General features: G+C 40.4%; 19 protein-coding genes, 1 tRNA gene and 3 pseudogenes. 10 read left to right on the top strand and 13 right to left on the bottom strand.

What is annotated here, in order from left to right; genetic code table 11:
• The first annotated feature begins 7 nt into the window (after nt 1–7).
• On the top strand, nt 8–499 hold the full coding sequence (locus AC0L6R_RS00310; protein ID WP_283414063.1) for a phosphoribosyltransferase family protein: 492 nt from the start codon (nt 8–10) through the stop codon (nt 497–499).
• 4 nt (nt 500–503) lie between these two features.
• Nucleotides 504–1,326: pseudogene (panB, locus tag AC0L6R_RS00305) on the top strand (3-methyl-2-oxobutanoate hydroxymethyltransferase).
• Between the two features lie 73 nt (nt 1,327–1,399).
• Here panB and AC0L6R_RS00300 read toward each other — a convergent pair.
• The 6 genes and pseudogenes from AC0L6R_RS00300 to AC0L6R_RS00275 form a co-directional block, all read right to left on the bottom strand.
• Nucleotides 1,400–2,485, bottom strand: coding sequence for a hypothetical protein (locus AC0L6R_RS00300; RefSeq protein WP_283414065.1), 1,086 nt, complete (start codon nt 2,483–2,485; stop codon nt 1,400–1,402).
• Nucleotides 2,486–2,908: 423 nt separating this feature from the next.
• Nucleotides 2,909–4,129: a glycoside hydrolase family 57 protein gene (locus AC0L6R_RS00295; RefSeq protein WP_283414066.1), complete on the bottom strand. Its 1,221-nt coding sequence runs from the start codon at nt 4,127–4,129 to the stop codon at nt 2,909–2,911.
• Nucleotides 4,126–5,412, bottom strand: a complete 1,287-nt coding sequence (locus tag AC0L6R_RS00290) for a glycosyltransferase family 4 protein (RefSeq protein WP_283414067.1) — start codon at nt 5,410–5,412, stop codon at nt 4,126–4,128. Before AC0L6R_RS00290 ends, AC0L6R_RS00295 begins: the two co-directional genes overlap by 4 nt.
• Nucleotides 5,413–5,422: 10 nt before the next feature.
• Nucleotides 5,423–7,340: pseudogene (locus AC0L6R_RS00285) on the bottom strand (amylo-alpha-1,6-glucosidase).
• Nucleotides 7,341–7,682: 342 nt separating this feature from the next.
• A tRNA-His gene (locus AC0L6R_RS00280) sits at nt 7,683–7,758 on the bottom strand.
• Between the two features lie 76 nt (nt 7,759–7,834).
• On the bottom strand, nt 7,835–9,178 hold the full coding sequence (locus tag AC0L6R_RS00275; protein ID WP_473269358.1) for a dihydroorotase: 1,344 nt from the start codon (nt 9,176–9,178) through the stop codon (nt 7,835–7,837).
• A 47-nt stretch (nt 9,179–9,225) separates the two neighbouring features.
• Between AC0L6R_RS00275 and AC0L6R_RS00270 the strand changes: the two genes are divergently transcribed.
• Nucleotides 9,226–10,599, top strand: a complete 1,374-nt coding sequence (locus tag AC0L6R_RS00270; RefSeq protein WP_473269357.1) for a DEAD/DEAH box helicase — start codon at nt 9,226–9,228, stop codon at nt 10,597–10,599.
• A gap of 82 nt (nt 10,600–10,681) precedes the next feature.
• A complete protein-coding gene (locus tag AC0L6R_RS00265; RefSeq protein ID WP_473269356.1) occupies nt 10,682–11,845 on the top strand; it encodes an alpha/beta fold hydrolase in 1,164 nt (387 codons plus the stop codon).
• A gap of 35 nt (nt 11,846–11,880) precedes the next feature.
• Here the strand turns inward: AC0L6R_RS00265 and AC0L6R_RS00260 are convergent, their stop codons facing one another.
• Entirely contained in the window at nt 11,881–12,336 is a 456-nt protein-coding gene (locus tag AC0L6R_RS00260; RefSeq protein ID WP_473269355.1) for a DUF3995 domain-containing protein, read from the bottom strand.
• A gap of 21 nt (nt 12,337–12,357) precedes the next feature.
• On the bottom strand, nt 12,358–13,659 hold the full coding sequence (locus tag AC0L6R_RS00255) for an amidohydrolase (protein ID WP_473269354.1): 1,302 nt from the start codon (nt 13,657–13,659) through the stop codon (nt 12,358–12,360).
• A 147-nt stretch (nt 13,660–13,806) separates the two neighbouring features.
• On the opposite strand from AC0L6R_RS00255, the gene AC0L6R_RS00250 reads away from it, so the two are divergent.
• From AC0L6R_RS00250 to dnaN, 6 genes are all read left to right on the top strand, one after another.
• On the top strand, nt 13,807–14,505 hold the full coding sequence (locus AC0L6R_RS00250; protein ID WP_473269353.1) for an SDR family oxidoreductase: 699 nt from the start codon (nt 13,807–13,809) through the stop codon (nt 14,503–14,505).
• A 168-nt stretch (nt 14,506–14,673) separates the two neighbouring features.
• Nucleotides 14,674–15,198: a peroxiredoxin family protein gene (locus AC0L6R_RS00245; RefSeq protein ID WP_473269352.1), complete on the top strand. Its 525-nt coding sequence runs from the start codon at nt 14,674–14,676 to the stop codon at nt 15,196–15,198.
• 135 nt (nt 15,199–15,333) lie between these two features.
• Nucleotides 15,334–16,239, top strand: coding sequence for a gliding motility-associated ABC transporter ATP-binding subunit GldA (gldA, locus tag AC0L6R_RS00240; RefSeq protein WP_473269351.1), 906 nt, complete (start codon nt 15,334–15,336; stop codon nt 16,237–16,239).
• Entirely contained in the window at nt 16,236–16,955 is a 720-nt protein-coding gene (gldF, locus tag AC0L6R_RS00235) for a gliding motility-associated ABC transporter permease subunit GldF (protein ID WP_473269350.1), read from the top strand. Before gldA ends, gldF begins: the two co-directional genes overlap by 4 nt.
• Nucleotides 16,952–18,640: a gliding motility-associated ABC transporter substrate-binding protein GldG gene (gene gldG / locus AC0L6R_RS00230; protein WP_283414078.1), complete on the top strand. Its 1,689-nt coding sequence runs from the start codon at nt 16,952–16,954 to the stop codon at nt 18,638–18,640. Before gldF ends, gldG begins: the two co-directional genes overlap by 4 nt.
• A gap of 212 nt (nt 18,641–18,852) precedes the next feature.
• The gene (gene dnaN / locus AC0L6R_RS00225; protein ID WP_473269349.1) at nt 18,853–19,980 is read left to right on the top strand and encodes a DNA polymerase III subunit beta; all 1,128 of its coding nucleotides are present in this window, start codon (nt 18,853–18,855) and stop codon (nt 19,978–19,980) included.
• A gap of 356 nt (nt 19,981–20,336) precedes the next feature.
• Here the strand turns inward: dnaN and AC0L6R_RS00220 are convergent, their stop codons facing one another.
• The 5 genes and pseudogenes from AC0L6R_RS00220 to AC0L6R_RS00200 all read right to left on the bottom strand — a co-directional run bounded on the left by AC0L6R_RS00220 (nt 20,337) and on the right by AC0L6R_RS00200 (nt 24,521).
• A complete protein-coding gene (locus tag AC0L6R_RS00220) occupies nt 20,337–20,570 on the bottom strand; it encodes a VF530 family protein (RefSeq protein ID WP_473269348.1) in 234 nt (77 codons plus the stop codon).
• A gap of 67 nt (nt 20,571–20,637) precedes the next feature.
• A complete protein-coding gene (locus tag AC0L6R_RS00215; protein WP_473269347.1) occupies nt 20,638–22,284 on the bottom strand; it encodes an amidohydrolase in 1,647 nt (548 codons plus the stop codon).
• 71 nt (nt 22,285–22,355) lie between these two features.
• Nucleotides 22,356–22,746: pseudogene (locus tag AC0L6R_RS00210) on the bottom strand (VOC family protein).
• A gap of 49 nt (nt 22,747–22,795) precedes the next feature.
• A complete protein-coding gene (locus AC0L6R_RS00205; protein WP_283414083.1) occupies nt 22,796–23,182 on the bottom strand; it encodes a VOC family protein in 387 nt (128 codons plus the stop codon).
• A gap of 148 nt (nt 23,183–23,330) precedes the next feature.
• The gene (locus tag AC0L6R_RS00200) at nt 23,331–24,521 is read right to left on the bottom strand and encodes a fatty acid desaturase family protein (RefSeq protein WP_473269346.1); all 1,191 of its coding nucleotides are present in this window, start codon (nt 24,519–24,521) and stop codon (nt 23,331–23,333) included.
• Between the last annotated feature and the right edge of the window lie 295 nt (nt 24,522–24,816).

The raw sequence follows: 24,816 nt of genomic DNA, 5'->3' as shown, positions 1-24,816 counted from the left end.
AAATACCATGAGCGAAGTACTCAATCACCAACAGATAAAGAAGAAAATCACCCGAATGGCGTATGAGATTTATGAACGAAATCTCAACTCAAAAGCCGTCGTGTTTGCTGGGATCTCTGGAATGGGAAGGTTTCTTTCTGATCTTCTAGCGACAGAACTTAAAGCGATTTCCCCGCTGATTATTGAAAAGACAGAAATCATTTTGGACAAGGCACATGTAGCTTCAGAGGAAGTTCAGCTTTCCAATGAGATAGATTTGCAGGGGAAAACATTGATTCTAGTAGATGATGTTCTCAATACAGGCAAAACATTAGTCTATGCAATGAAGCCTTTTTTGGATGAGGAATTGTATCGAATGGAAATCGCGGTACTTGTCAACCGAAGTCATGGACTTTTTCCGATTCGTCCTGATTACACAGGTTTCGAGCTTTCCACTACACTCAACGAACATATCAAAGTAGATTTCTCCGGAGAAAATTACTTCGTCTATCTACATTAAAATTATGTCAGTACACTCCTCCGCAAACGTAAAACGTATCACTACGCACATCCTTCAGGAAATGAAAGATCGTGGTGAGAAGATCTCCATGCTCACAGCCTACGATTATTCCATGGCAAAAATTGTGGATGCTGCTGGGATCGATATTATTCTTGTCGGTGACTCGGCCTCCAATGTGATGGCAGGTCATGAGACTACTTTGCCGATTACTTTGGATCAGATGATCTATCATGCTTCTTCAGTCGTAAGAGCGGTGAGCAGGTCTTTTGTGGTGGTGGATATTCCTTTTGGAAGTTATCAGGGAAATAGCTCTGAAGCATTGCGATCTACGATTCGGATCATGAAGGAATCCGGTGCTCATGCTGTGAAAGTAGAAGGTGGATCTGAAATCAAGGAATCTATTGCGAGAATATTAAGTGCTGGAGTTCCGGTAATGGGGCATTTGGGCCTTACTCCGCAGTCCATTTATAAATTCGGCACATATACAGTAAGAGCAAAAGAGGAAGCTGAGGCAAGAAAGCTAGTGGAGGATGCTAAGCTTCTGGAAGAGCTAGGCTGTTTTGCTATCGTTGTGGAAAAAATTCCTGCGGACCTTGCTAAGAAAGTGGCCGAGTCAGTTTCTATTCCAATTATCGGTATAGGTGCAGGTGGAGGAGTTGATGGGCAAGTTTTGGTTGTACACGATATGCTCGGGATCACTCAGGAGTTCAAACCAAGATTCTTGAGGCAATATGCAGACCTCGAGGGCATCATGATGGAGGCCTTCGGCCAATACATCAAAGACGTAAAGAGCCATGAGCTTTCCGAATGAGAAGGAAAGTTATTAGAAATGCTAATTCATAAAAAAAAGGGCATATCATCTTTAAATGATAAGCCCTTTTTTTATGTGTAGTGGTTTATTTAATCTTTTACAAGCTCCTTGAAATTGCTAATTCCGCTTCCTATCATTTCCATAATGGAACCTTTTGCAGAGGCGATGTACTTTTCATGATCACATGCTACATAATGCGAAGCAAGAGTCATTTCCCCTCCAGATACCATGACCAATTGTGGATAAGCTGTTTTAGAAAAGGTAGCTACTTCAGCAGAAGTAACTTCTACCAATTTGTCTTCGGCAAAGATTTCTCCAAAGTATACATCTCTTTTCAGGGCAGTGGAAGAGTCAAAAAGTGGTGAGCTCGCCATATGGCCTGCTACAAATCGTACTTTGGATGCTAATAGAGACTGAGTAGGCGAGGTAGTAAACCCTTTTGCAAACTTACCTAAACTCATTTGCTCATTGTCCATAGATCCTACACTTGCGGCCATTCTCAAATTAATGTCAGCCTTTACTTTAGAAGAAGCATAGTTTGCAAAGCTGGTTGAGCTTGCATCCAAATTCACAAATGGGAATATGAAAGTGGCTTCCGCAACATAGGCGTCACCCAGATCTTTAGATAATTTGGAACTAGTATCTGTGAATGTTCCTTTCTCACGGCCGCTGCTAGAGACGTCTTTTACCCAGTAGTCATATCCTGTAGGAGTCACCATGACGTATCCTGTAGCTTGATCAGTAGAGGAGGCACCACCTTTCATTTTTGTATAACCTGAATAGTAATCAGTTTTTCCAGCCTCATCAGCAGAAATGATTTCATACCCTTCAGCTTCCAGCTGTGCTACAAAATCGGCATATGCCTCATCAACTATTTTCTGGAAATCAGGGATATCCACACCGCTCAATTGTACTCCCATTCTGGTTTTAGTGCCTGATACAGTGGTAGTACGATTCGCACGGTCATTTTTAGATGCTGCTGTACTTGCAGAAGCTTCCTCATACACTTCAAATAGGGCTCTGAATTTTTGGATATAAACCCGCTTTGGAGATTTTGATGATTGCTTGCCACGGTGAAAAGTACTGACATCATAATCCTTTGATGAAATATAAGGATCAGCTGGCTGTAGAATTCCTGTCAGAAACAGAAGAATTGTTAGTAGTGTAATTTTCATAATTAGAGTTATTAATGCGAGACGTTTTTGTGATTCTGATAGCTCTAAATTAGATGATAGACGTGGGATTTTTAAATGCGAAGCGGCTTGTTAGTTTACTTGTTATTTGCTTAAAATGTTGTTAAACGTCTGTAAATCAGGTTAGTGAAAGGGAGTCTCTCCATATACTAACAATTAGTTGATCTATTAAATAGGGCATTTGTCGTATGAAAAAGTATGCGTCACAAACCCTTTTGCTCATCAAAATCTATCAGAATCGTTAGATACTCTTACCTCTGGAATTGAAAATTTCAGGATTAATCAACCAGAAGATTAGTAAGCTATTTTATTCAAAACTTAGAAAGTGCCTTAAAAATTTGCCTAGGTTTGATGCAAATTTTGACATAAAAAAAGACCGAAGCTAATCGGTCTAATTGTTTTTATCTATACATCTGAAACCTTGGCTTCCTTTTCACTGAGTTTTTCTTTCACCCTTATCATAAAGTCACTGAGGACATTCATGTAATTAATAAATGCTTCATATGGCGAATCATATGGGCTGAAATATGCATGAATATCTCCGTCTGAAAAGAACTTAGTACACATGTAATAGAAGTGATCACTGGTTTGCAGATATGCCCAGTCGCGCTGAATATCATCGTCATCAATTCCTTTTACCAACTTCTCCATTTCAAAAAGTCGATCAAATGCCTCGTCTTGTAGGTCATTACCTAACCATGCTGTCAAATCACGCTCCTCATCTGCCCAAGAAATAGGAATTGGAACATGGATTTTACCAACTGGAGAAATCTTATCGGCAACTTCTGATGGGGTAGAAAATGTAAAGTTAGTCTTACTGAAAACTGCGTCTGGAAGAGCCCTCATGAATTCGAAAATTCCCGTTTCAGCCCATTGATGTTCCCCGAAAGTCTCATAATCCATGAATAGATTAATTGTCTCTTCTTCTTGAGGAACGTTGTTTATCCATTTTACGAACTTGTCCGTAGTTAGCGGATAGTCATCCCAGCCTTTGTTTCCAAATCTAAATGCGATATCATCCGAAAGCTGAAAGTTTTTCAGCAATACTTTTAGCTTAGGATCAATGCTGTTTACGTAAACATAATTTGGGCTTTTCCATCCAAGCACGTGCTTTGCTCCTTCCGTTAAAATGGCATCAAAACCCATTTCTGCGACCATAGCGCCGATTTGATCTGAGTAAATAAGCTCCGTATTTCTAAATACTTTTGGCTTGTACCCATTGAAAAGTTTCTTGATTTTTTCCTGATGCTTTTTCACCATACTTTGAAACTCATCCTTGCTTTTCAAAGCTGCTAATGTGTGGGCATAAGTTTCATTGAGCAATTCACAATGACCAGTTGCCACTAGTTTTTGAAAACTTTCCAAAACATCAGGGGCGTAAGTCTCTAACTGATCTAAAAATACGCCTGACATAGAGAAACTCACTTTGAATGCGCCATTATACTTGTTGATCATTTCCAACAATAAAGCATTCATAGGTAAATAGCATTTCTGAGCTACCTTTCGCATGACACTACGATTCAGGAAATCGTCCCAGTAATGATGATCGTCTCCGATGTCAAAAAAACGATAAGGCTTCAGACGGTATGGCTGATGAACCTGGAAGTAAAAGCAGATGGTTCTCATGATTTCTTCGATAATGTTTTTCGGTACACTGTGATCAATTTTTCAGCCACATGCTCCCATTTTAATTTTTTCAATTCTTCTGTTCCAAGCTCTTTGAACATTTTAGATATACCATCATAATGTAGCAAAGCAAAAATGGCATCTGCCATGGAGTCAATGTCCCAAAAGTCGATTTTGATGGCATTATTTAGGACCTCGGCCACACCAGATTGTTTGGAGATAATTACAGGAGTATTATGTCTAACTGCTTCTAAAGGAGAGATGCCAAAGGGCTCAGATACTGATGGCATTACATATACGTCTGAAATGGCATACATGTGGTCCACATCGTCACCTTTGAGAAATCCTGTAAAATGAAACTTTGTCCCCATTCGAAGTTCTGCCACTCGATCAATCATTCGATTGAGCAAATCCCCATTACCCGCCATTACAAAACGTACGTTAGGATCTCGCTCAATGACCTTTTTTGCTGCTTCTACGAAGTATTCAGGGCCTTTCTGGAAGGTGATTCTTCCAAGGAAAGTAACAATCTTTTCTGGTACCTTCTTTTGATAACTAGACTTGATAATACTGGCGTCAAGGACAGCATTATGAAGGACCGTTACTTTTTCAGCAGGGATGCCATATTTTTTTATGATAATGTTTTTGGTTAGCTGACTTACTGCAACCACATGGTCCGCAGCTTCCATGCCTGCGCGCTCTATATCATAAACCACCTGGTTTACAGATTCGCCTGATCGGTCAAATTCAGTCGCATGCACATGGGCTACCATAGGCTTTCCACTGATTTCTTTAGCAGCGATCCCGGCAGGAAAAGAAAGCCAGTCATGGGCATGAATGATATCGTGCTCCTTATTTTTGGAAATATGAGCTGCTACTAAAGCATAGCGGGAAACCTCCATCATTAAGTCCTTCCCATACTTTCCGCTGAATTCAAATTTGTTTGAGAATACACTTTCATCAACATCAGTCCTGTCATGGATGGCATAATCAGTATATTTCTTAAATTCATCAGGTCCTAAGTAGGGGACCAAAAAGCTACTTACTTCTAAATAAGTGAGGTTTTTCCAGAATTTTTTGAATCGTTTTTCACGGTAGTCTATCGTAACATCACTTGCATTGACAAAATCTGCCAATGGTTCCTCGTCTCCCCAAAGTTTAGGTACTACAAATATGATGTCTTGGTTATGGTGAGCCATCCCTTTCACCAAGCCATAACACGCCGTCCCAAGACCTCCAGAAATATGTGGTGGAAATTCCCACCCAAACATTAGCACCTTCATAAAAAGTCTATTATATCTTTTTGACCAAATCCATCATTCTAAGCAATTCTGATACGCTCCACGCTTGTGATATTGCGCCTTTAGGGCGATGCGGTGGATCACCATCATAAATTTCTGCCACAGCTCCCACTCCATATTGAGTCATTACGCCATCAAAACCCTTTACAATTTTTTGAATAAAATTCGCACCAGACTTACCATGTAGCCTAATGTATGCTTCTACAAAGTGACCTAGGGGCCAAACCCAAACTGTTCCATTGTGATAAGCTTCATCTCTACTAATTTGATCACCGAAATAGTAGCCTTTGTAAGCTGGGTCGTCAGGAGAAAGAGATCTCATGCCTCTGGTTGTGAGAAGTTTTGATTTGGCAGTTTCCAACACTTGATCACATTTTTCATCACTCAGCATGACATAAGGGAGAGAGGTAGCAAAAATCATATTTGGACGAATTGCCCAGTCTTTTTCTTCCCCGTCAATGTAATCTGCCAGATAACCATGCTCATCAGACCAAAACTCTTTTTCAAAGGTATGGCCGATTTTTGTTGCATGATCTGCTATTTCTTCATCTCCAGTTAATTCATGATAGAAACACAAAGCGTTATACCATAAGGCTTGGATTTCAACTGGGCACCCCATCCGTGGAGTAACAGGACCATCTGGGGTTACGGCGTCCATCCAGGTAAGTGCTTTACCCTCCTCTCCACCATACACTAGGCCATTCTCTAAAACGTGAATATTGAAATCTGTACCATTGAGGTACCCATCAATAATACCTTTCATTTTACCCAAATAGCGTTCTTTAACTGTTTTGCTATCGCCTGTATACTTGATGTATTGTTGTAGTGCCCAGAAGTACCATAATGGTGCGTCAATGGAATTCATATTAGTGGTGACTCCGCTTCCGACATTAGGAAAAAGTGGGCCTTTCAAGTCGCGGGACATGGTGTCCATGATATCAAGAAAAGTCTTATTATCTCCTGTGGTGAGTGTAAGTTCCTGGAGCGGCTACAAAAGTATCTCTACCCCACCAGCCAAACCAAGGGTAACCAGCAATTACCCTGGTGTCTCCGTCTCGCTGACGTAAAAATTGCCCTGCTGAATTCTTCAGGCAGTTTACAAAATTACTTCTAGGTATTCGCCTCGCGATTTCTTTCTCGAAGGCATTTTGACGTGTTTTTGGATCGGCTTCTGTCAGTCCTGCTGAAAATATGACAGACTCACCTTTTTCTATTTCAAATTCAAAATACCCGGGGACGTATAAGTCTTCCTGATAGTCATACCCTCGCTCGCGTTCTAAAATATACTCTACATTGTAATACCAATCAGGTGCAGGAACAAACTCTACCTTCTTTGATACCTGCAGATAAAGTGGGTCATACTTGTCATATAAGTGGAAAATTGCTCCATTTGGAGCTTTTTTATATTTCTTGTTTATGTAAGTATTGGCCTTGCAGAGGTCGTGGTAACCTCTAAATGCCAAGAAGGGTTGTATACGTATTTTAGTCGGCGAATGTGCGTCTAGCAAGGTGTAGCGTATCATCAAGCGATCTCTGTTGGTATCCAGTATCAACTCCTTTTGCAAAAGAACTCCACCTACACGATAGGTTAGTTTAGGGATGGGTTCAGAATCGAAATCCTCGAGGTATTTATGGCCTCGTGGGGAGTAATTTCCCGGGAATTTGCTTATCCCTAAATTAAAACTGGCTCCATGTTGGATTACCGTTTCATGAACGGTAGATAACATTACGTGGCTTTGTGAGTCGATTTTTGGTTGAGGCACTACGAGTAGCCCATGGTATTTACGGGTGTTGCAGCAAATTATTGAAGTGCTGGTATAGGCGCCGGAACGATTGGATCTGATGATCTCTCTCTCAAGAGAATAATTCAGATTGATTAGTTGTGTTTTATCGAAATGGATATAACTCATGCGGGGAAAATTCTATGTTGTTAAAAATAGAGTTTTGCACCGACAAGAAAAATGAAATGGTAAAAAATAAAGGTTATGTTTCCATAACCTTTTGTCTTTGTTGAAATAATTAAGAATGAATCGCCTCTTTTTGGACTTCTTCGAAATTTTTTAGCGATTCTTCGAATTTCATCAGGTAACTTTTTGCCATTCTGATATTGATAGGTTTTACCTGTGGGAATTTTGGCGAAGTTTTGAACAAAGTGAACATCTGAAGTTGGTTTAGTTCTGGCAGGATTTATCAAATGCTGTGCCAATAGAGGCTCTATTAATAAGAAAAGCCCCTCAAAATGAGGGGCTTTTGGGTGAAAGACCGGGTTCGAACCGGCGACCTCTGGATCCACAAACCAGCGCTCTAACCAGCTGAGCTACAATCACCATATATACGTTTGAACTGGTTTCTTCCAAACGGTCTGCAAAAGTAATGATTAAGCTGAATCAGCGCAATAGGATTATCAAAAATTTATAGAAAAAATAAGTCTGTCACCTTTCTTCTCTTCATGAAATGTACCGTTTTCGTACGCTAAATGTCCAGAAACGACTGTGTGTGTGACTTTTGACTGAAATGTGTGTCCTTCGAATGGCGACCAGCCACACTTCGATAAAATGTTTTCTTTGGATACCTTCCATGGATTATTTAAGTCTACCAGTACCAAATCAGCATAATATCCTTCCCGGATGAATCCTCTTTCTTTAATATTAAATAGTGTGGCTACGTTGTGACACATTTTAAGAGCAATTTTCTCCAAGCTGATTTTACCCTGATGGTAGAAGTCAAGCATAGCGACTAAACTGTGCTGATTCAATGGGCCTCCGGAAGGAGCTTTGGTATACACCAGTGCTTTTTCTTCTAAGGTATGAGGAGCGTGATCAGTGGCGATCACATCGATAGTTCCGTCAAGCATTGCATTGAAGATTGCATCTCTATCTTTTGCAGTCTTTACCGCTGGGTTCCATTTGATCAAGGTGCCTTTTGAATCATAATCTTCCTCAGCAAACCACATGTGATGGATACAAGCCTCCGCGGTTACTTTTTTCTGTTCCAAAGGAATTGTATTTGTGAATAACTCCAATTCCTTTGCTGTGCTAATATGTAATATGTGAAGTCGGGTTCCATGTTTTTTTGCCATGGCGACTGCCCGGCTCGAAGCATCAAAGCAAGCTTCCTCTGATCTGATCTTTGGGTGAAATTTGACAGGGATATCATCCCCGTAGATAGCTTTGTATTTATCGAAATTTGCTTTGATGATGTCATCGTTTTCGCTGTGGATAGCGATTATTGCTTTACATTCTTTAAATATTCCTTCCAGAGACTCAATGTTATCCACGACCATATTTCCGGTAGACGAGCCCTGAAAAATCTTCAATCCGCAAACTTTTTCAAAATCCACTTTCATGATCTCATCCAAATTGCTGTTAGTAGCTCCCATGAAAAATGAATAGTTCGCTAATGAAACTTCTGCAGCTCTGGAGTATTTCTGTTCGAGCAATTCCACCGTCGTGGCTTGGGGAATGGTATTCGGCATTTCCATGTAGGAAGTGGTACCACCAGCGACTCCCGCCTTAGCTTCGGTATAGATCTCAGCTTTGTGTGTAAGCCCCGGCTCTCTGAAGTGTACCTGATCATCAATTAGCCCTGGGAAAAGATGTTTTCCAGTTCCGTCTATATGGATATCTGCCTGCTCAGCACTGAGGTTGTCACCCAGTTTTGAGATTCTTCCATTTTCTACTAACACATCGCCAAGACTTATCCGGCCTTCATTGACTATATTTGCACCGGTGATCAGAATACTTTTCATCTTTATTCCTTTTTGGATTTTACTATTTCAACCAAAATTAACGAATCATGAGCAATGAGGCCTCAACATTTGAAGCATTTAAGCTAAATAGACAGCTATTGAATGCCGTGGCGGACGCCGGATATGTTCATCCTACCCCAATTCAGGAAAAAGCAATTCCTCTTGCTCTTGCTGGTCACGATGTATTAGGTATCGCTCAGACAGGTACTGGTAAGACTGCTGCCTATGTGTTGCCGGTTCTAATGAAGGTGAAATATGCCCAAGGGGATCATGCCAGAGCAGTAATTTTGGCACCTACTCGTGAGCTAGTAATGCAGATCGAAGAAGTGGTGGTTCAAATGTCAGCGAATACTGACCTGAGAATGGTTGCGCTTTATGGAGGTTTGGGACCAAAAACTCAGATAGAAATCCTAGAAAAAGGCGTGGATATCATCGTTTCTACCCCGGGGAGATTTCTGGATATTTATAGAAAAGGAAAAATCCTGACCAAAGAAATAAAAACCATGGTGCTGGATGAGGCTGACAAAATGATGGACATGGGCTTTATGCCTCAGATCCGATCGATTTTGGAAATCATTCCTAGAAAGCGACAGAACCTACTTTTCTCCGCAACTTTTGGAGAACGAATCGATCGCTTTGCAGCGGAGTTTTTGGAATTTCCGGAAAGAGTAGAAGTTACTCCTCAGGCTACTACGGCTGAGACTATTGGTCAAGTGAAATACTTGGTTCCAAATATTAAGACTAAACTTAGTCTTCTTGCTCATCTCTTTAAAAATGAAGAGATCAACAGAGCCATCATTTTCACCAGATCCAGAAGAAATGCAGAAGAGGTTTTCGCCTTTCTGAGTCATAGAAGTTATGGAGAAGTTCGCGTGATCCATGCCAATAAAGGACAGAATACAAGAATCAATTCCATTGAGGATTTTAAAGGTGGAGATGTTCGGATTTTGGTGGCGACAGATGTTGCTTCCAGAGGATTGGATGTAACAATGGTATCTCACGTGGTAAATTTTGATGTGCCGTTGATCTATGAGGATTATGTGCATAGAATAGGGAGGACAGGAAGAGCGACGAATGAAGGTAAGGCTATCAGTTTCGTGAATCCTGCCGAGGAATATCACTTTGACAAGATCGAGGAGATCATCAGAATGAAAGTTGAAGAGGCTGAAATTCCTTCTGAAGTGGACATAACGCCGACTCCCTATGAAGAAAAACAAGCCTATGCGCGTGAATTGGATCGTTTACTCCAACGCGATAATCCTGATTACAAAGGAGCTTTTCATGAGAAAAAGGAACATAAAAAGCCGAACCCGCATCTAGAGGCACAGGAGAAAGAGAAAAAGCGTGGCAATAAAAATTCCAAAGCCAAGACCAATAGAAATCAGATGAAGACCAAGCATCAGAAAAATAAGGGGAAATAGCCTATAACTAAGAAAGGTTAATTTTCTCTAAAACTAATCTCCATCTGTTTGAAGTTTTATTTGTAATGATAAAATTTGAGATGTGAGATTAGTTTTATTTTTTGTTTTTGTCAGTGCTTCCCTTCAGGCACAATCTTTTTTGGTTCCATACAACCATCAGCTACCCGATTCAAGAAAAATCGAAATTCAGGTTGAGTTCTTAAATGAGTTTGATGCAGAAAAGGAAACGGTATTTCTATTAGAGGATGCTTTCGATGAACTTTATATGCCTTTTCATGAATTGCTGGATTTCTCTGAGTCCAGCAATTTTGTTTTGATCAAGGGGAGAAAGGATAATGAGGAGCTAAAAAGAGGCGTGATGCTTACTGGAAGTCCAGATTATGAGTTGGCTTACACTCTTTTTAACCAAGATCAGGTTGCGCGCGATGTAGAAATGATCAGGGAGGAATTACTCGGGGAAGAGCAAGTGATTTTGTTGGGATATTCATCTTCGGCCATGGTGTTGCAGCATTACCTTTCCTTGTTTCCTCAGCATGTAAGCACAATGATCAGTGTTAATCCCTTGGTTTTTGACGTTCAAAAGAACATGAGTTTTTCTTCCTCAGGATTAACCTTTCAAGGTTTGACACTTAATGATGAGCAGAACTTTGATTTCAGTTATTATGCAAATTTCTACAATGTAAATTTGGGGCGAAAGGCCGCTGCGAAGCACAATCTGATTGAGTTTATGATTTTTCAGGATGTGCTGAAGGGGTTGGCTTCTACCCAAGATTCTGCAACAAATATCCCATTACTTGTGCGGGCATTTGAACATGCTATAGCCGTCTCGGGAATGCAAAATTCTTCTCAAAAGATCAATCCAAACTTAGAAGTACTGAAAAAATTGAGTAATCCACTTTGGATCACCTATCAAAATGACAACTTCGATTTCTATGGAACCAACTACGATCGATTGTTGGGATTTGAGGGGAAGATGATTCTGATTGGAGGAGCTTTTGACCATTTGATTTACTCCAAATCATACGATGTGCTCGCAGAGTATTATACTAATTGCACGTTGCTCTTACTCAGAGATGGTCATGGATTTCAGCAAGCTTTAGGGCTTTCTGCCTTCAATGACTTAATAAATGCCTTCATTAGCAATGATACTTCAGGAAAGATTGCAGCTTATAAAAAGTTGTCTGATGATACCTTCATCTTCGAAAAATATTATGAGGGTGACTTTAAAGTGCCACCTCTTTTTTGATCTATACTATGAATTCCTAAAAAAGAAAAACCAGTTCAAATAGAACTGATTTTTCTTGAAATTTGAAGGCTTTTATACAGTAATATAAAACCTACTATCGCGATAATTAAACACAAAGGAGAAAAGAATAAGGTGTCTGATTTTGCAAATTCTGTTGATTTAATTTTTTTGAAAAAACCAATGTATTTGAAATCACCCAAAGCTCTCAACCCAAAAATTAGTGGGACAGCCCAAAGCCCAATTATTCTAACCCAAAACGGTAATTTGCGATTTGCCGAAATGAAGGTTATCCAGTAAAATGCTGCGAATAGAGTTAGTCCAGACCCAACAATTATGCTGTCAAATGTCTGCGGACTCAGCATTTGCTGCCCTTGTTCATTTGTAGGTATGACACTTTCAAATCCCCAAACCCCTCCACTTGCCCAGTAAAAATGAATTAAAGCAAGAATAGAAAAGATTACAATTAAAAGTATGGCTAGAGTTGATTTCATAATCATGAGCTATTATTCTACTCATTTATTCTTTTCCATATAATCCACAACGAAATAACTCAAGGTTCGCATTCCTAGCACAAATCCACCTTCGTCGATATAGAATCCAGGCGTATGATGCGAAGGTGTAGTCAATGGGTCACCACCTTTTTTCATGCCTCCTAGAAAGATAAACACACCCGGCTTTTCCCTCTGGAAAAAGCTAAAATCCTCTGCTCCGGTTACTGGATTGAGATAGATTAAATTCTCTGCTCCTGCTGCGGCTTCCAATGATGGAAGCATTTCCTTTGTCAAATCTGGATGATTGACCGTGGAAGGATATAGTTTCTCGAGCTTCAAGTCAACGGTCGCCCCAGCGCTTTCAGCAATATTTATTACGATCTCATTGATCCGCTTATGTACCAGCTTTTGCTGCTCATCGCCAAATGTTCTTACGGTACCTATCAATTTGACTTCCTCTGGGATAATGTTATGGCGGATTCCTCCATGAATAGCTCCGATTGTCACTACAGCAGGATTTTGGGTGACGTTTACACTTCTGGAAAGTATAGTCTGAAGCCCCATGATGATCTGTGAACTAGTGACTATTGGATCCACACTTGACCAAGGATAAGCGCCATGTGCTTGTACACCTTTGACGGTGATTTCCAGATTGTCTACTGCTGCCATGATCGGTCCAGATCTATAACCGATTTTTCCTACTTCGGTTTGGGAATTGATATGCAAGCCGAAAACGGCATCCACGTCATCCATCACTCCTTCTTTTACCATTAGCTCAGCACCAGCTATATCTGCATCTAAAACTCCTTCTTCTGCTGGTTGGAAAAGAAATTTCACTGTGCCTTGTAGTTCGCCTTTCATGCTGGCCAACACTTCTGCCACTCCCATCAATATGGCGACGTGAGAATCATGGCCACAGGCATGCATTACTCCGGTTTCCTGACCATTGTAAGTTGCTGTATTTACAGATTTAAAAGGCAAATCATTGCGTTCGGTGACTGGGAGCCCATCCATATCTGCCCGAAGCGCGACTGTAGGTCCTGGCTTTCCACCTTCCAACACACCAACTACTCCAGTTACAGCTACATTTTCAGTCACCTCAATTCCAAGAGAGCGAAGATGGTCTGCTATTTTCTTTGCAGTGCGAAACTCCTGATTTCCCAGCTCAGGGTGCATGTGAATATCCCTGCGCCACTCGATCACTTTGGCTTCAATTGCCTTTGCTTTTGTGTCGATAGTTGAGCGGAGTGCTGTTTGTGCCAAAAGCGTTTCTGTTCCTACAAACATTGACACAAAAAACAGTGAGTATAAAAGGTATTTCATGGTTGGTGCTATGTATTGGTATTTATCAAATTTAGAAAAATGTGCTAATGCTCAAGCTTTTTCAACGCCAAATGCTTAAAAGTCTTATTGAAAAGAACTATTTCAATTCAAATGACTTTGTATAGAACAATCATATAATAAGAATTTATGCAACTCAATAATCAAATAGCTGTAGTAACTGGCGTAAGTAAAGGTATAGGACTGGAAGTAGTCAAATTGTTAATTGAAAAAGGAACTGTAGTCGCTGGCTGGGGGAGAAATGCACCAGACTTTCAGCATGAAAATTTCCATTTTTTTAGCTGTGATGTGGCAAAAGAAGAGTCAGTGGAACATGCGTTTCAAGCAACTACTGGAAAACTTGGAAAAGATATTAGAATCCTTGTAAACAATGCTGGATTTGGGGTAGCTGGGGATACAGAAACCTTCTCCTCAGAGGACTGGAAAGCCATGTTTGATACCAATGTTCATGGGATTTTCTACACCACCAAGCGCTTGATTCCTAGTATGAAAGCTGCAGATGAAGGACATATTTTGAATGTGGCATCTATCGCAGGATTGAATGGAGTGAATAAGTTTGCTGGATACGTAGGTACCAAGCATGCGGTGAGAGGGATTTCCCATTCACTTTATATGGAGCTAAGAGATTTTGGTATTAAAGTATCCACGATTTATCCTGGCTCAATTCAAACCAATTTTTTCGACGAAATACCGGGTGTGGATGCCCACGAAAATATGATGAGGCCAATCGATGTGGCGACCACTATGGTACAGACTTTAGAAACTCATCCGAACTACTTTGTGGCTGATGTGGAATGCAGACCTTTGAGGCCAAAAGGCAAGAAATAAGAATATACTGTAAAAATAATTCAAACACCGATGAGTATTTTAAAGAGGCTCATCGGTGTTTTTTATGAGATTTATTGTGGTTTTAGAAGCCAGAAAATAGCCATTTGGCATGCTTTAAAATTGTTTTGAGCGAGTTATGTGTTTATTTTGAAAAATATCTTTTGAGCTATGAAAAAAACAAATCTGATAATTCTACTGATAGTCCTTTTAGGTGGTGCATCCTACATGGGGTATTTGTCTCAACTAGGAACTTCCGCTGAAGCTGCTATTCTCACTGCTCCAAGCGAACTGCCAGACTTTACCTTGAATGATATCAATGGAAAGGCAACCTCAATTCACGGAGTGGCGGGGGCAAAGCCGACACTATTCATTTACTACAACTCCACCTGCCATCTTTGCCAAGAGGAACTCGGGAATATTTCCAAAAGAATTGAAGAGTTTAAGGACTACAACTTAATTCTAACAACGGTGCAGCCTATGGAGGAAATGATAGATTTTGCAGATGGTCTAGGAATTAAGGACAAGAGCAATGTTCATTTTTTACTTGATTCTGAAATGAAAGTAGCTAGTTTCTATCAAGTAAGAAGTGTGCCTTCAATTTACGTTTATGATGGTAAAAAACAATTGGTTGCCGAATATGTAGGGATCACCAAGATTGAGCTTTTACTTGAGAAATTGAGCGCTGGTAAATAATTTGGGGTGGTAATTCTGATTTTGGCTAGATTATCAAAATCAGAATTGCCCCTTTTTTTCGTTAAGTAAGTCAATCAAGTCTTTGCTAATGAAAGCTACATTTTTTCCCTACTTTTGAATGACTAAAAAAGCTACATGTCACTAGAAGTATCCCAGCTCACCAAAATTTACGGAACACAAAAAGCACTTGATGAAGTGTCATTTTCGGCTACGCCGGGAAGGATACTTGGTTTTTTGGGACCAAATGGAGCAGGGAAATCAACCACCATGAAGGTGATTACTGGTTACATTTCTGCCAACTCTGGCGGAGTTACTGTGATGGGAAAGGATGCTGTGAATTCACCGAAGGAAGTGAGTAGACTCATTGGCTACCTGCCTGAGCATAACCCCTTATATCTTGATATGTATGTGCGGGAATTTCTGGAATTCTCCGGAGGCTTATATGGAATGTCTGGTCAAATCTTAAAATCCCGAACCAAGGAATTGCTTCATCGCACCGGACTAGAGCCGGAGCAGCACAAGAAAATAGGACAACTTTCCAAAGGTTATCGGCAGCGGGTAGGACTTGCGCGAGCTTTGATCCATGATCCTCAAGTGATCATTTTGGATGAGCCTACGACCGGTCTCGATCCAAATCAATTGGTAGAAATAAGAAGTCTGATTCAAGAAGTTGCAAAAGACAAAACGCTTATTCTTTCCACGCACATCATGCAGGAGGTAGAAGCTATTTGCCATGATGTGGTGATCATTAATAAAGGGAAAATCCTTGCTTCAGATTCACTTAGTAGGTTGAAATCTGGAACGAATGAAGTTCAATTGATTCTGGAGACAGAGGAGGAGTTACATCTGGAGTGGTTTGAGAATGTTGGCACTGTGATCTTTGGTTCCAAAGGAACCTCAGAGCTGATGATTTCTTGTCAAGATGCAGCTTTAGGAAGGAAAGCTGTGATGAACATCGTGCAGGAGCGATCCTTGAACCTGATTAGTTTGAATCAGAGTAAAAAGAATTTGGAACAGATTTTTAGAGAGATCACTAGATGAGCAGCCTTTTTCTAAAAGAATTCAATTCATTTTTTGGTAGCCTGTTAGGTTACCTAGTGCTATCCTTATTCTTGGTGGCTTTAGGGTTGATCGTCTGGGTTTTTCCGGAAACAAGCGTATTGGAATATGGATATGCAGATCTTGAGGCACTTTTCACTTATACTCCCTATGTATTTACCTTTCTGGTTCCGGCCCTCTCTATGCGAGCTATCGCTGATGAGCGCAAAACCGGAACTTGGGAGCTTTTAAGAACTTCACCACTGTCGTTGGTGCAGATTATTTTGGCCAAATACCTAGCCTTGCTTTGTCTGGTTCTGGTAGCGCTTGTACCAACTTTGCTTTATTTCTATAGCATTATACAACTTGGTGATCCTGTCGGAAACCTTGATCAAGCTGGTTTTTTTGGCTCTTGGATAGGTTTGATTATGATAGGAGCGGTTTTCGCTGCAGTTGGCTTATTCGCGAGTGCTCTTACTTCACAGCAAGTAGTTGCTTTCGTGTTGGGTGTGTTTTTATGTTTTGTCTTGTATTTTGGATTCTCGGCATTGGCGGATATGCAGCTTGGAAATATTTCCTATTGGGCAGATGAAGTGAGCTTAAGTTTTCATTACATCAATTTGAGTAGAGGGGTGGTTGATTCGGCAGATCTATTCTTTTTGTTCGGGATGATCTGGTTGTTTTTGGGCGGTGCAGTATTGGCTTTGAGAAATAAATGAAAAACGCCGCTTTACATATTGCTAAGCCTTGGTTGATACTTTTCGGAGGTGTTTTGTTATTTGTCTTATTGGCTCAATTCCTGAATTTCAGAATTGATCTTACTGAGGAAAACCGTTATTCTCTGCATCCTGCTACAGAAGAAGTGCTTTCGCAAATCACCGAACCGCTTCACGTGGATATTCTTTTGGTGAGTGAAGACCTTCCCGGCGGCATGCGGAGATTGCAAAAATCTATTGAGGAAACGGTTCGCACCTTTAATGCTTACAGTCCTGAGAAAATCACTTTTTCTTATTTTGATCCATTAAGCATAGAAGCTGATCTGCAGGAGGAATTTATACTTTCCTTAACTCAGTACGGAATTAACCCTACCAATCTCTCTGTCAATAAGCCTACTGGTTTGCAGACGCAACTTATTTTCCCGGGTATTCTTGTCAGCAATGAAGAATATGAAACGGGAGCATTAATTCTCAAAGGAGAGCGCGGAATGAGTCCAGATCAAACTCTAAATCAATCCATTGAGAATTTGGAGTTCGAGTTAAGCAATGCGATCCGGCAATTGATTTCCCCTGAGTCTTCCTCGATTGCCATGATTATGGGCCATGGAGAAATGGGTTCGGATGAAGGCTACGGCATGGTAGAGGCCTTGGATGGTGATTTTGAGTTATTCAAGGTGCCGCTTGAGCAAGCGAAAACACCAGCAGATTTAGCTGGGTTTGAGATGATTTTTATCCAAGGACCTAAGGAAGCATTTACCGAACGTGAGATTTACCTGCTTGATCAATACGTGATGGGAGGCGGAAATCTCGTGGTATTGCTAGACGGCGTGGCTGTCGATATTGAGAATGCTGGAGGTGAAGGCACATTAGGAATGCCTGTGGATGTAGGTTTGGATCAGCTTCTTTTCCGCTATGGAATTCGTGTGAATAAAGATTTGATTCAGGACTTGAACTTTGGCTACATTCCTGTGATGGGAGGGAATTTCGGAGATCAGCAGCAGATGGTTTCTTTGCCTTGGCCATTTTATATTTTGGCTGGAAGGATGCAGGAGCATGCGATTACCAAAGGCTTGGATGTGGTTGAGTTTCGATTTGCAAGTAGCCTGGATACGGTGAAAGCTGATGGAGTAACTAAAACACCTTTGATCTTTAGTTCTGATTTGTCACGTATTTTACAAGCGCCCGTGCGTGTGGCTTTTGCAGATATGGAGCAGGAGCCTGATGTGAAGCAGTTTGGGCTAAGAAATTTACCACTTGCCTATTTATTGGAAGGGGAATTTACTTCCTTGTACAAAAACCGTTTCCTACCAGAAGGCTTTGCGAAAGCAGATTTTAAGGAAAGTGGTAAAGGAAAAGTGGTCGTAGTAGGTGATGGTGATGTTTTTCAAGCATTAACAAATCTGGAGGATGGAACGCCTTTGGCCTTGGGCGAAGATCCCTTTAGTCAGACGACTTTTGCAAATAAGCTTTTCCTGAAAAACCTAGCACAATATCTTGCTGATCCGGAAGGAATTATTGCCTCCCGTACCCGATCTTTTCAGATTCGTCCTTTGAATAAGGCTAAGATTGCGCAGCAAAAGGCATTCTGGCAAGGATTGAATGTGCTAGCACCGGTGATTGTTTTGGTGATTTTTGGAGGATTGGTGTGGTGGATTAGAAAGAATAAGTATAGCCGCAGAATAAACTGAGTCAAAAAAATAGGTTCTATTTCATTATTTTGTCAGAGAATCATTTATACGACGGTTCGAATTAGAATTTATTTATAAATTTACCCCCATTCAAAAGTAAAAACATATTAAGCCCTACGATATGAAATCGAGCATGACTAAACTTCTCAGATTGGGATGTTCATAATCTATGCGAGATTCCATATGACCTTCAATAGAAAAATTATAATCATATGAAATTTATTGTTTCCTCTTCTGCATTATTAAAGCAGCTTTCGGCTATCAACGGTGTGGTAACAACCAATCCCGTAGTGCCAATTTTGGAAAATTTTCTTTTTGAGATCAAAGAGAGTCTATTGACCATTACCGCATCTGATTTGCAGACTTCTATGATTACTGAAATCAACGTGGAGGCTAAGGAAGATGGAAATATCGCGGTGCCTGCAAAGATTTTGATCGAGACGTTGAAAAACCTACCAGAGCAGCCGGTTACTTTCAGCATTGATCATGATACTTACGCGGTTGAGATCAGTTCTGACAATGGTCGATATAGATTGGCTGGTGAGAATGCAACTGACTTCCCGAAAATTCCAACTGTAAGCAACGCTACTTCTGTAGACATGTCTACTGAGGTGCTTTCTTCAGCTGTTTCTAACACGATCTTCGCAACTAGTTCAGATGAACTTCGTCCTGCAATGACTGGTGTTTACATCAATCTAAGCCCAACAAATACTACCTTCGTAGCAACTGACGGACATAGACTGGTAAGATACAGAAGAGTAGATATCGCTTCACAGGATGCTGCTACTTTGATTATTCCTCGTAAAGCATTGAACCTTTTGAAGTCAACTTTGCCTTCAGAAAATCTTCCGGTAACTGTAGAGTTTAATCAGTCAAACGCCTATTTCAACTTCAATAACATCAAGATGATTTGTCGTTTGATCGACGAGCGTTTCCCTGATTACGAAAATGTAATTCCTGCGGAAAACCCGAACGTGATGACTATTGACCGTTCAGAATTGTTAAGTTCACTTCGTCGTATCGCGATCTATGCAAATAAAACAACCCATCAGGTAAGACTGAAATTGACGGGTAGCGAATTGATGATTTCTGCTGAAGATCTTGATTTCTCTAACGAGGCGAATGAGAGACTTTCCTGTGAGCACGATGGAGAGGATATCGAAATCGGTTTCAACGCTAAATTCCTGGTAGAATCTGTCCCGAATAACCTTTCTTGCAAAGAAGTTAGCTTGAAGTTCTCTGCGCCTAACCGTGCAGGTTTGATCCTTCCGGCTGAGCAGGATGAAAACGAAGACATCCTAATGCTAGTAATGCCTGTGATGTTGAATAACTACGTATAATAACCACAAACCATAAAACGAAAAGCCCGAAGATTCCTTCGGGTTTTTTTATGACCTTTGAGGTTTGGAATACCTCGAAGGTCTTGATTAAGTTGAACCGCAAAGCGCAGGGAGGTTTTCGCAGAGAGCACAAATGCGATTCAATAATCCTTTCTGGCGTAATTCTTTAGCTTGTGACCTATGAAATTTAGTCTTCTGTCCCTCCTAATACGCTGACACTTAATAGAAGTCTGAAGACTTGATTTTGGTATGGTCCAAGTCATGTAGATTTGAACCGATTTGCTAGAAATCCACTATTCAATCAAAACCTTCGAGGTCTTGAAGACCTCAAAGGTTACAATTAACCTTTCTTCGCATCACGCAAAAGACTTCAAATACAAACCTTCCACTCTCTCTCTAGCCCATGGAGTTTTGCGAAGAAATTTCAAACTAGAATTAACCGAGGGATCATGTGTGAAGCAACGAATAGTTATCCGCTCACCGAGTTCCTCCCGTCCATAGAACTCTACCAGATGCTCGACCATATCTGCAAGCTTTACGCCGTGAAGTGGATTGTTGGGTTGTGACTCAGGAATAGGATTGTCAGACATTTATTTTCGAATTATTTCTTAAAAATAGTCTTTCCTTCCTTGATGGTCTCCATTACTTGAATGTCTTTCAGATAGCATTTGGGTCAACCTTTAAGGGGTTCTGGTCCCAAAATAACCAGGTCGAGCTGCATTTCCCCGACACCAGACTGCCCTTTCTATTTTCTTCAAAATGCTGGAAAGCGCCCCAGATCGTGATAGATTTTAATGCCTCGTAAGGAGTTAATCGCTCTTCTTTACCAATAATTTCACCGCTTCGGGAAACCCGATTGACAGTGGTCCATAAGATCATCATCAAATTTGGAAATGCAACTGGAGCATCGGTGTGAGAAGTAACTTTCATCCCTCGATCCAAAGCCGAGCGAAGTGGAGAAATCTGATCAGCTTTTTCCTGACCTATGATTTCCCTATGCCAATCTCCCCAGTAAAAAGTATGCATTGGGAAAAGTGAAGCAATCACGTCCATATCAGCAAGGCTATCCAATTGATCCAGACGAATGTATTGACCATGGATTAGCACATTACGACGATCCTGGTTTCCATATTTTGTAATAGCAGGTCGGAGAGTTCGAATCAATTGGTCCATTGCGGCATCCCCATTCGCGTGCGTAAGTAGTTGCCATTCATTTTCAAAAGCCATGTTGACTATTCGTTGTACTTCGGCGTCTTGAGCGATTGCAGGATATCCTTTATAGTCTTTATTTTGTCCATCTGGCGGGATTAAATAGGGTTCTGTCCGCCAAGCAGTTCTTCCTTGAGGTGATCCATCAAGCGTCATTTTTATTCCACCTATTCTGTAGCGATTGGTATAATCCTTTCCATACCATTTGGTGTCAAAATACTGAGGAGCTGTATAGTCGATGTAGGAAACTACGTCTAGATAAAATTTACCCTTCTCCGCATAGCTTGCCATCAACTCATGATTTGCCATTGCTCTTCCTTCTTGGGCAGTGGTGTAGCCAAATTTGGCTGCCATTTCCTGAGATTTATCTAAATAATAAAAAGCTAACTCAGGATCAGAAGGACCAATAATTGGAAAAAATAAAGGGATAGCTGCAAGTTCTTCGAGAACTCCATTCGGCTCTTGGCTTCCTTGCATTCTTCGGATTACTCCACCTGCAGGATCCTTTGATTCTGCAGTGACATTACTCATTTCGAGACCTTTTGAGTTCATCACGGCAAAGTGACCGGAAATATGAATGATACAAATTGGGACTTCAGTGGAAACCTGATCCAAATCTTCTTTGGTAGGGAAGCGATTTTCAACTAGAACAGCATCGTCAAATCCTAAACCAACGATCCATCCCTGAGTTTTATCAGTTCCATTTTCTGAGTGCCAAGACTTCAATTCGGCGACTAATTCGGGGATGGAATTGACCTCACCATCAGGGCTGGCCAATAAATTAGCTGCGATAGCCTGTGCTCCAAATCCCCCAAAATGTGCATGGCCATCTATAAATCCTGGCACCAAGGTCTTCCCTTCTAGATTTTTCAGCTGATGATCTTCCCCGGCGATTTCTTTGGCTTTGTTTATAGTGCCGACAAAAAGAATTTTCCCCTCTTTTTCTACCAAAGCTTCAGCGTACGCTGGTTCATCCCCTTCCATCGTGATGATATCTCCACCAACATAAATAGTGGTGGGTATATCAGAACCAACTTGAGTTTCGCAGGAGAAAAGAATCAAACAGAACCAACTAAGTAGGATGAGGTTTTTCATATTTCGTCTAGTTGAAAAATTAGAATTGTAACAAATTAGTGATTTTTTCAAAAGTATTGAAAATCACATGTTTACTGGGTTGGCTCTATGAAATCCCAAAGGTTTCCATACAAATCCTTAAAGACTGCCACTGTTCCAAAGGCTTCTTCGGAAGGTTCTCTGATGAACTCAACTCCTTTAGCAGTGTAATTATGATAATCCCGGTAGAAATTGTCAGTATATAAAAATAGAAATACCCTACCTCCAGACTGAAAGCCAATTTGATTTCTCTGAAGTTCGTTGGCAGCTTTCGCCAGTAGCAAATGGCAAGTAGATCCAGTGAGGAGCAACCCTCACCCAGCGCTTTACATCACTGATATGGGTGTCTTCGATTAATTCAAAACCTAAAATATTTGTATAGTACTCTATTGCCTCATCGTAATCCCTTACCAAAATGGCTATTTGTCCTAGTTGTTGTTTCATTGGTGCAAGTAGTGAAAAGCAAAAGGTATTTGAAACCTTAGTCACTAATTCATGAAGTTTTTTCAGCAGAGGATTCAATGTCTTCGACAATGAAAATTGCATTATTATTCAAATCATACAAGCCAAATTCATGGGTTCCCCAAGCAGTATTTTTAATCAGTTTTTCAGATTTTAAAATGCCTTTGATCACCAAAGCTTCAAAATAGGGCTCAATGTTTTTTACGAAAATCCTCACCACCGAACCTCCCAAAAGAGGATCTTCAGGTGTATCTGCATGCCATTGTAAATGAAGCTCAATCTCTTCTAGGCGCATGCCAGCATACATATGGTCTCCGAAGGTTTTCACAAACCCTAAATTGTTAGAATACCAATCTAAATCTCTAGCAATGTCTTGAGAGGGTAGGACTGGAATAGTACATATGAAATCAGTTTTCATGGATGAAATAGTTGCGATTGCAGGACAGGTCGATTTCACATTAAGATACTAAAGCTGCAGGTGACTCCAAAGAACTATAATGTCAACGGCGAACATGTAAAATGTTCCTCGTCTTTATTTTGAGCGCATGATCATAAAATTTTAATTCCTATGCTAAATAGAATTGCCTTAAATGGATAAGCCCTCCAATCACCTCTTGGCCTAGTCTTGCAAGTTTCAACTTAGACAATTGAGATACTTTTAGTCTATCATACCACCTAAGCTCTACACTTAACTGGCGCAGCATGTAAACATGATCTCTAAGTGCACCTAGAAAGGTGGCTTTCACAAAGTAAGGAACATTAAACTCCTCAGCTGTTTTCGACACGATCCCTGAAAGCTCACGGTAGTGAATGTGTGAAATATTCGGAAATAAATGGTGCTCGACCTGAAAATTCAGACCGCCAATCAGCCAAGAAAAGAACCTGCTTTTTGGCGCATAATTACTGGTAGTTGCCAGTTGGTGAACTGTCCAATTGCCTTCCATTTGACCTTCAGAATCTGGCTGGGGAAAAGAGGCATCTGATACAATATGAGCGGTCTGAAACACCGCGCTGATGCATATCCCAGTAACAAAATGCATACTCAAAAATGCTAGAATGATTATATAGGTTGGCAGAGGCACCATAAGTAGAGGAATTACTAAGGCGTAAGAGTAATAGAATATTTTCCATCCGAGAATCTTTAAGATCTCCTTTTTGAATTCTATTCCTTTTTTGAAAAAGCCCATTTCTTTATAGCGGTTGACCCGCACAAAATCTTTGGTGGTGATCCAGGAGATCGTAGAGAGTCCATAAAAAAACCAAATGTATAAGTATTGAAATCGGTGTATCCAATACAGCTTCGCATTAGGGGAAAATCTCAAGAAAAATGGCGCATTGATATCATCATCCGCATGCTCAATATTGGTGTACGTATGGTGAAGAACATTGTGCTGCACCTTCCAAACATTGGCATTTGCACCTATGAGATTCATAGTATAGCCCAAATATTTATTTACGGTTGGGTTTTTAGAATAAGACCCGTGAATGGCGTCATGCATTACTCCCATGCCAACTCCAGCCATTCCGAGTCCACTGGTAACATATAGCGCAAAAAGTAAATATGGACTAGCTACTATTCCTGTGCAAATAATGATGATGGGGATAAGAAAAACTGACAGCATAACAATAGTCTTGAAGACCATGTTTCCATTTCCATAAATATTCTTGTTGTTCTTTTTGAAGTGATCATTAACCCTAATTCGTAATATTTTTGAGAATTCAGCATTAACTGTTTTATCGAATTTTAATTTTTTCATTTTTATTTGTTGCTGTAGTATCTCTTTTCTTATTGTAAGAGTTTGGGTTTTGCTATCATTACATCTACCGAGGTGGATTTGTTTAGAACTAATTAGTGCTCTTTTAGGAGTTTTTTAGATGAAGATATTCCATCAAGTAAAGGATTTTTGATTCAATACACGTTATAAATCCAATACTATGAATTATTCATTTTTATGTACGCTAGGGAAAGCTTACATATTAAGCCGTTAAGTCCTATATACTAGATACTTGAGTTGAGAGGGGACTATAAAGTTTATTTTTCAAATCCTTAGT

The organism is Algoriphagus sp. 10J20-15 (assembly GCF_055809615.1).
The sequence above is the reverse complement of the archived record's forward strand: the minus strand, read 5'-3'. Positions and strand labels throughout refer to the sequence as shown.

Coding starts and splice junctions, on each gene's coding strand:
- AC0L6R_RS00260 (WP_473269355.1), bottom strand. CDS start 12,336: ATGAAATCAACTCTAGCCATACTTTTAATTGTAATCTTTTCTATTCTT.
- AC0L6R_RS00310 (WP_283414063.1), top strand. CDS start 8: ATGAGCGAAGTACTCAATCACCAACAGATAAAGAAGAAAATCACCCGA.
- AC0L6R_RS00295 (WP_283414066.1), bottom strand. CDS start 4,129: ATGAGAACCATCTGCTTTTACTTCCAGGTTCATCAGCCATACCGTCTG.
- AC0L6R_RS00255 (WP_473269354.1), bottom strand. CDS start 13,659: ATGAAATACCTTTTATACTCACTGTTTTTTGTGTCAATGTTTGTAGGA.
- AC0L6R_RS00250 (WP_473269353.1), top strand. CDS start 13,807: ATGCAACTCAATAATCAAATAGCTGTAGTAACTGGCGTAAGTAAAGGT.
- AC0L6R_RS00300 (WP_283414065.1), bottom strand. CDS start 2,485: ATGAAAATTACACTACTAACAATTCTTCTGTTTCTGACAGGAATTCTA.
- AC0L6R_RS00245 (WP_473269352.1), top strand. CDS start 14,674: ATGAAAAAAACAAATCTGATAATTCTACTGATAGTCCTTTTAGGTGGT.
- AC0L6R_RS00205 (WP_283414083.1), bottom strand. CDS start 23,182: ATGAAAACTGATTTCATATGTACTATTCCAGTCCTACCCTCTCAAGAC.
- AC0L6R_RS00290 (WP_283414067.1), bottom strand. CDS start 5,412: ATGAAGGTGCTAATGTTTGGGTGGGAATTTCCACCACATATTTCTGGA.
- gldF (WP_473269350.1), top strand. CDS start 16,236: ATGAGCAGCCTTTTTCTAAAAGAATTCAATTCATTTTTTGGTAGCCTG.
- AC0L6R_RS00275 (WP_473269358.1), bottom strand. CDS start 9,178: ATGAAAAGTATTCTGATCACCGGTGCAAATATAGTCAATGAAGGCCGG.
- AC0L6R_RS00270 (WP_473269357.1), top strand. CDS start 9,226: ATGAGCAATGAGGCCTCAACATTTGAAGCATTTAAGCTAAATAGACAG.
- AC0L6R_RS00220 (WP_473269348.1), bottom strand. CDS start 20,570: ATGTCTGACAATCCTATTCCTGAGTCACAACCCAACAATCCACTTCAC.
- AC0L6R_RS00200 (WP_473269346.1), bottom strand. CDS start 24,521: ATGAAAAAATTAAAATTCGATAAAACAGTTAATGCTGAATTCTCAAAA.
- gldG (WP_283414078.1), top strand. CDS start 16,952: ATGAAAAACGCCGCTTTACATATTGCTAAGCCTTGGTTGATACTTTTC.
- gldA (WP_473269351.1), top strand. CDS start 15,334: ATGTCACTAGAAGTATCCCAGCTCACCAAAATTTACGGAACACAAAAA.
- dnaN (WP_473269349.1), top strand. CDS start 18,853: ATGAAATTTATTGTTTCCTCTTCTGCATTATTAAAGCAGCTTTCGGCT.
- AC0L6R_RS00215 (WP_473269347.1), bottom strand. CDS start 22,284: ATGAAAAACCTCATCCTACTTAGTTGGTTCTGTTTGATTCTTTTCTCC.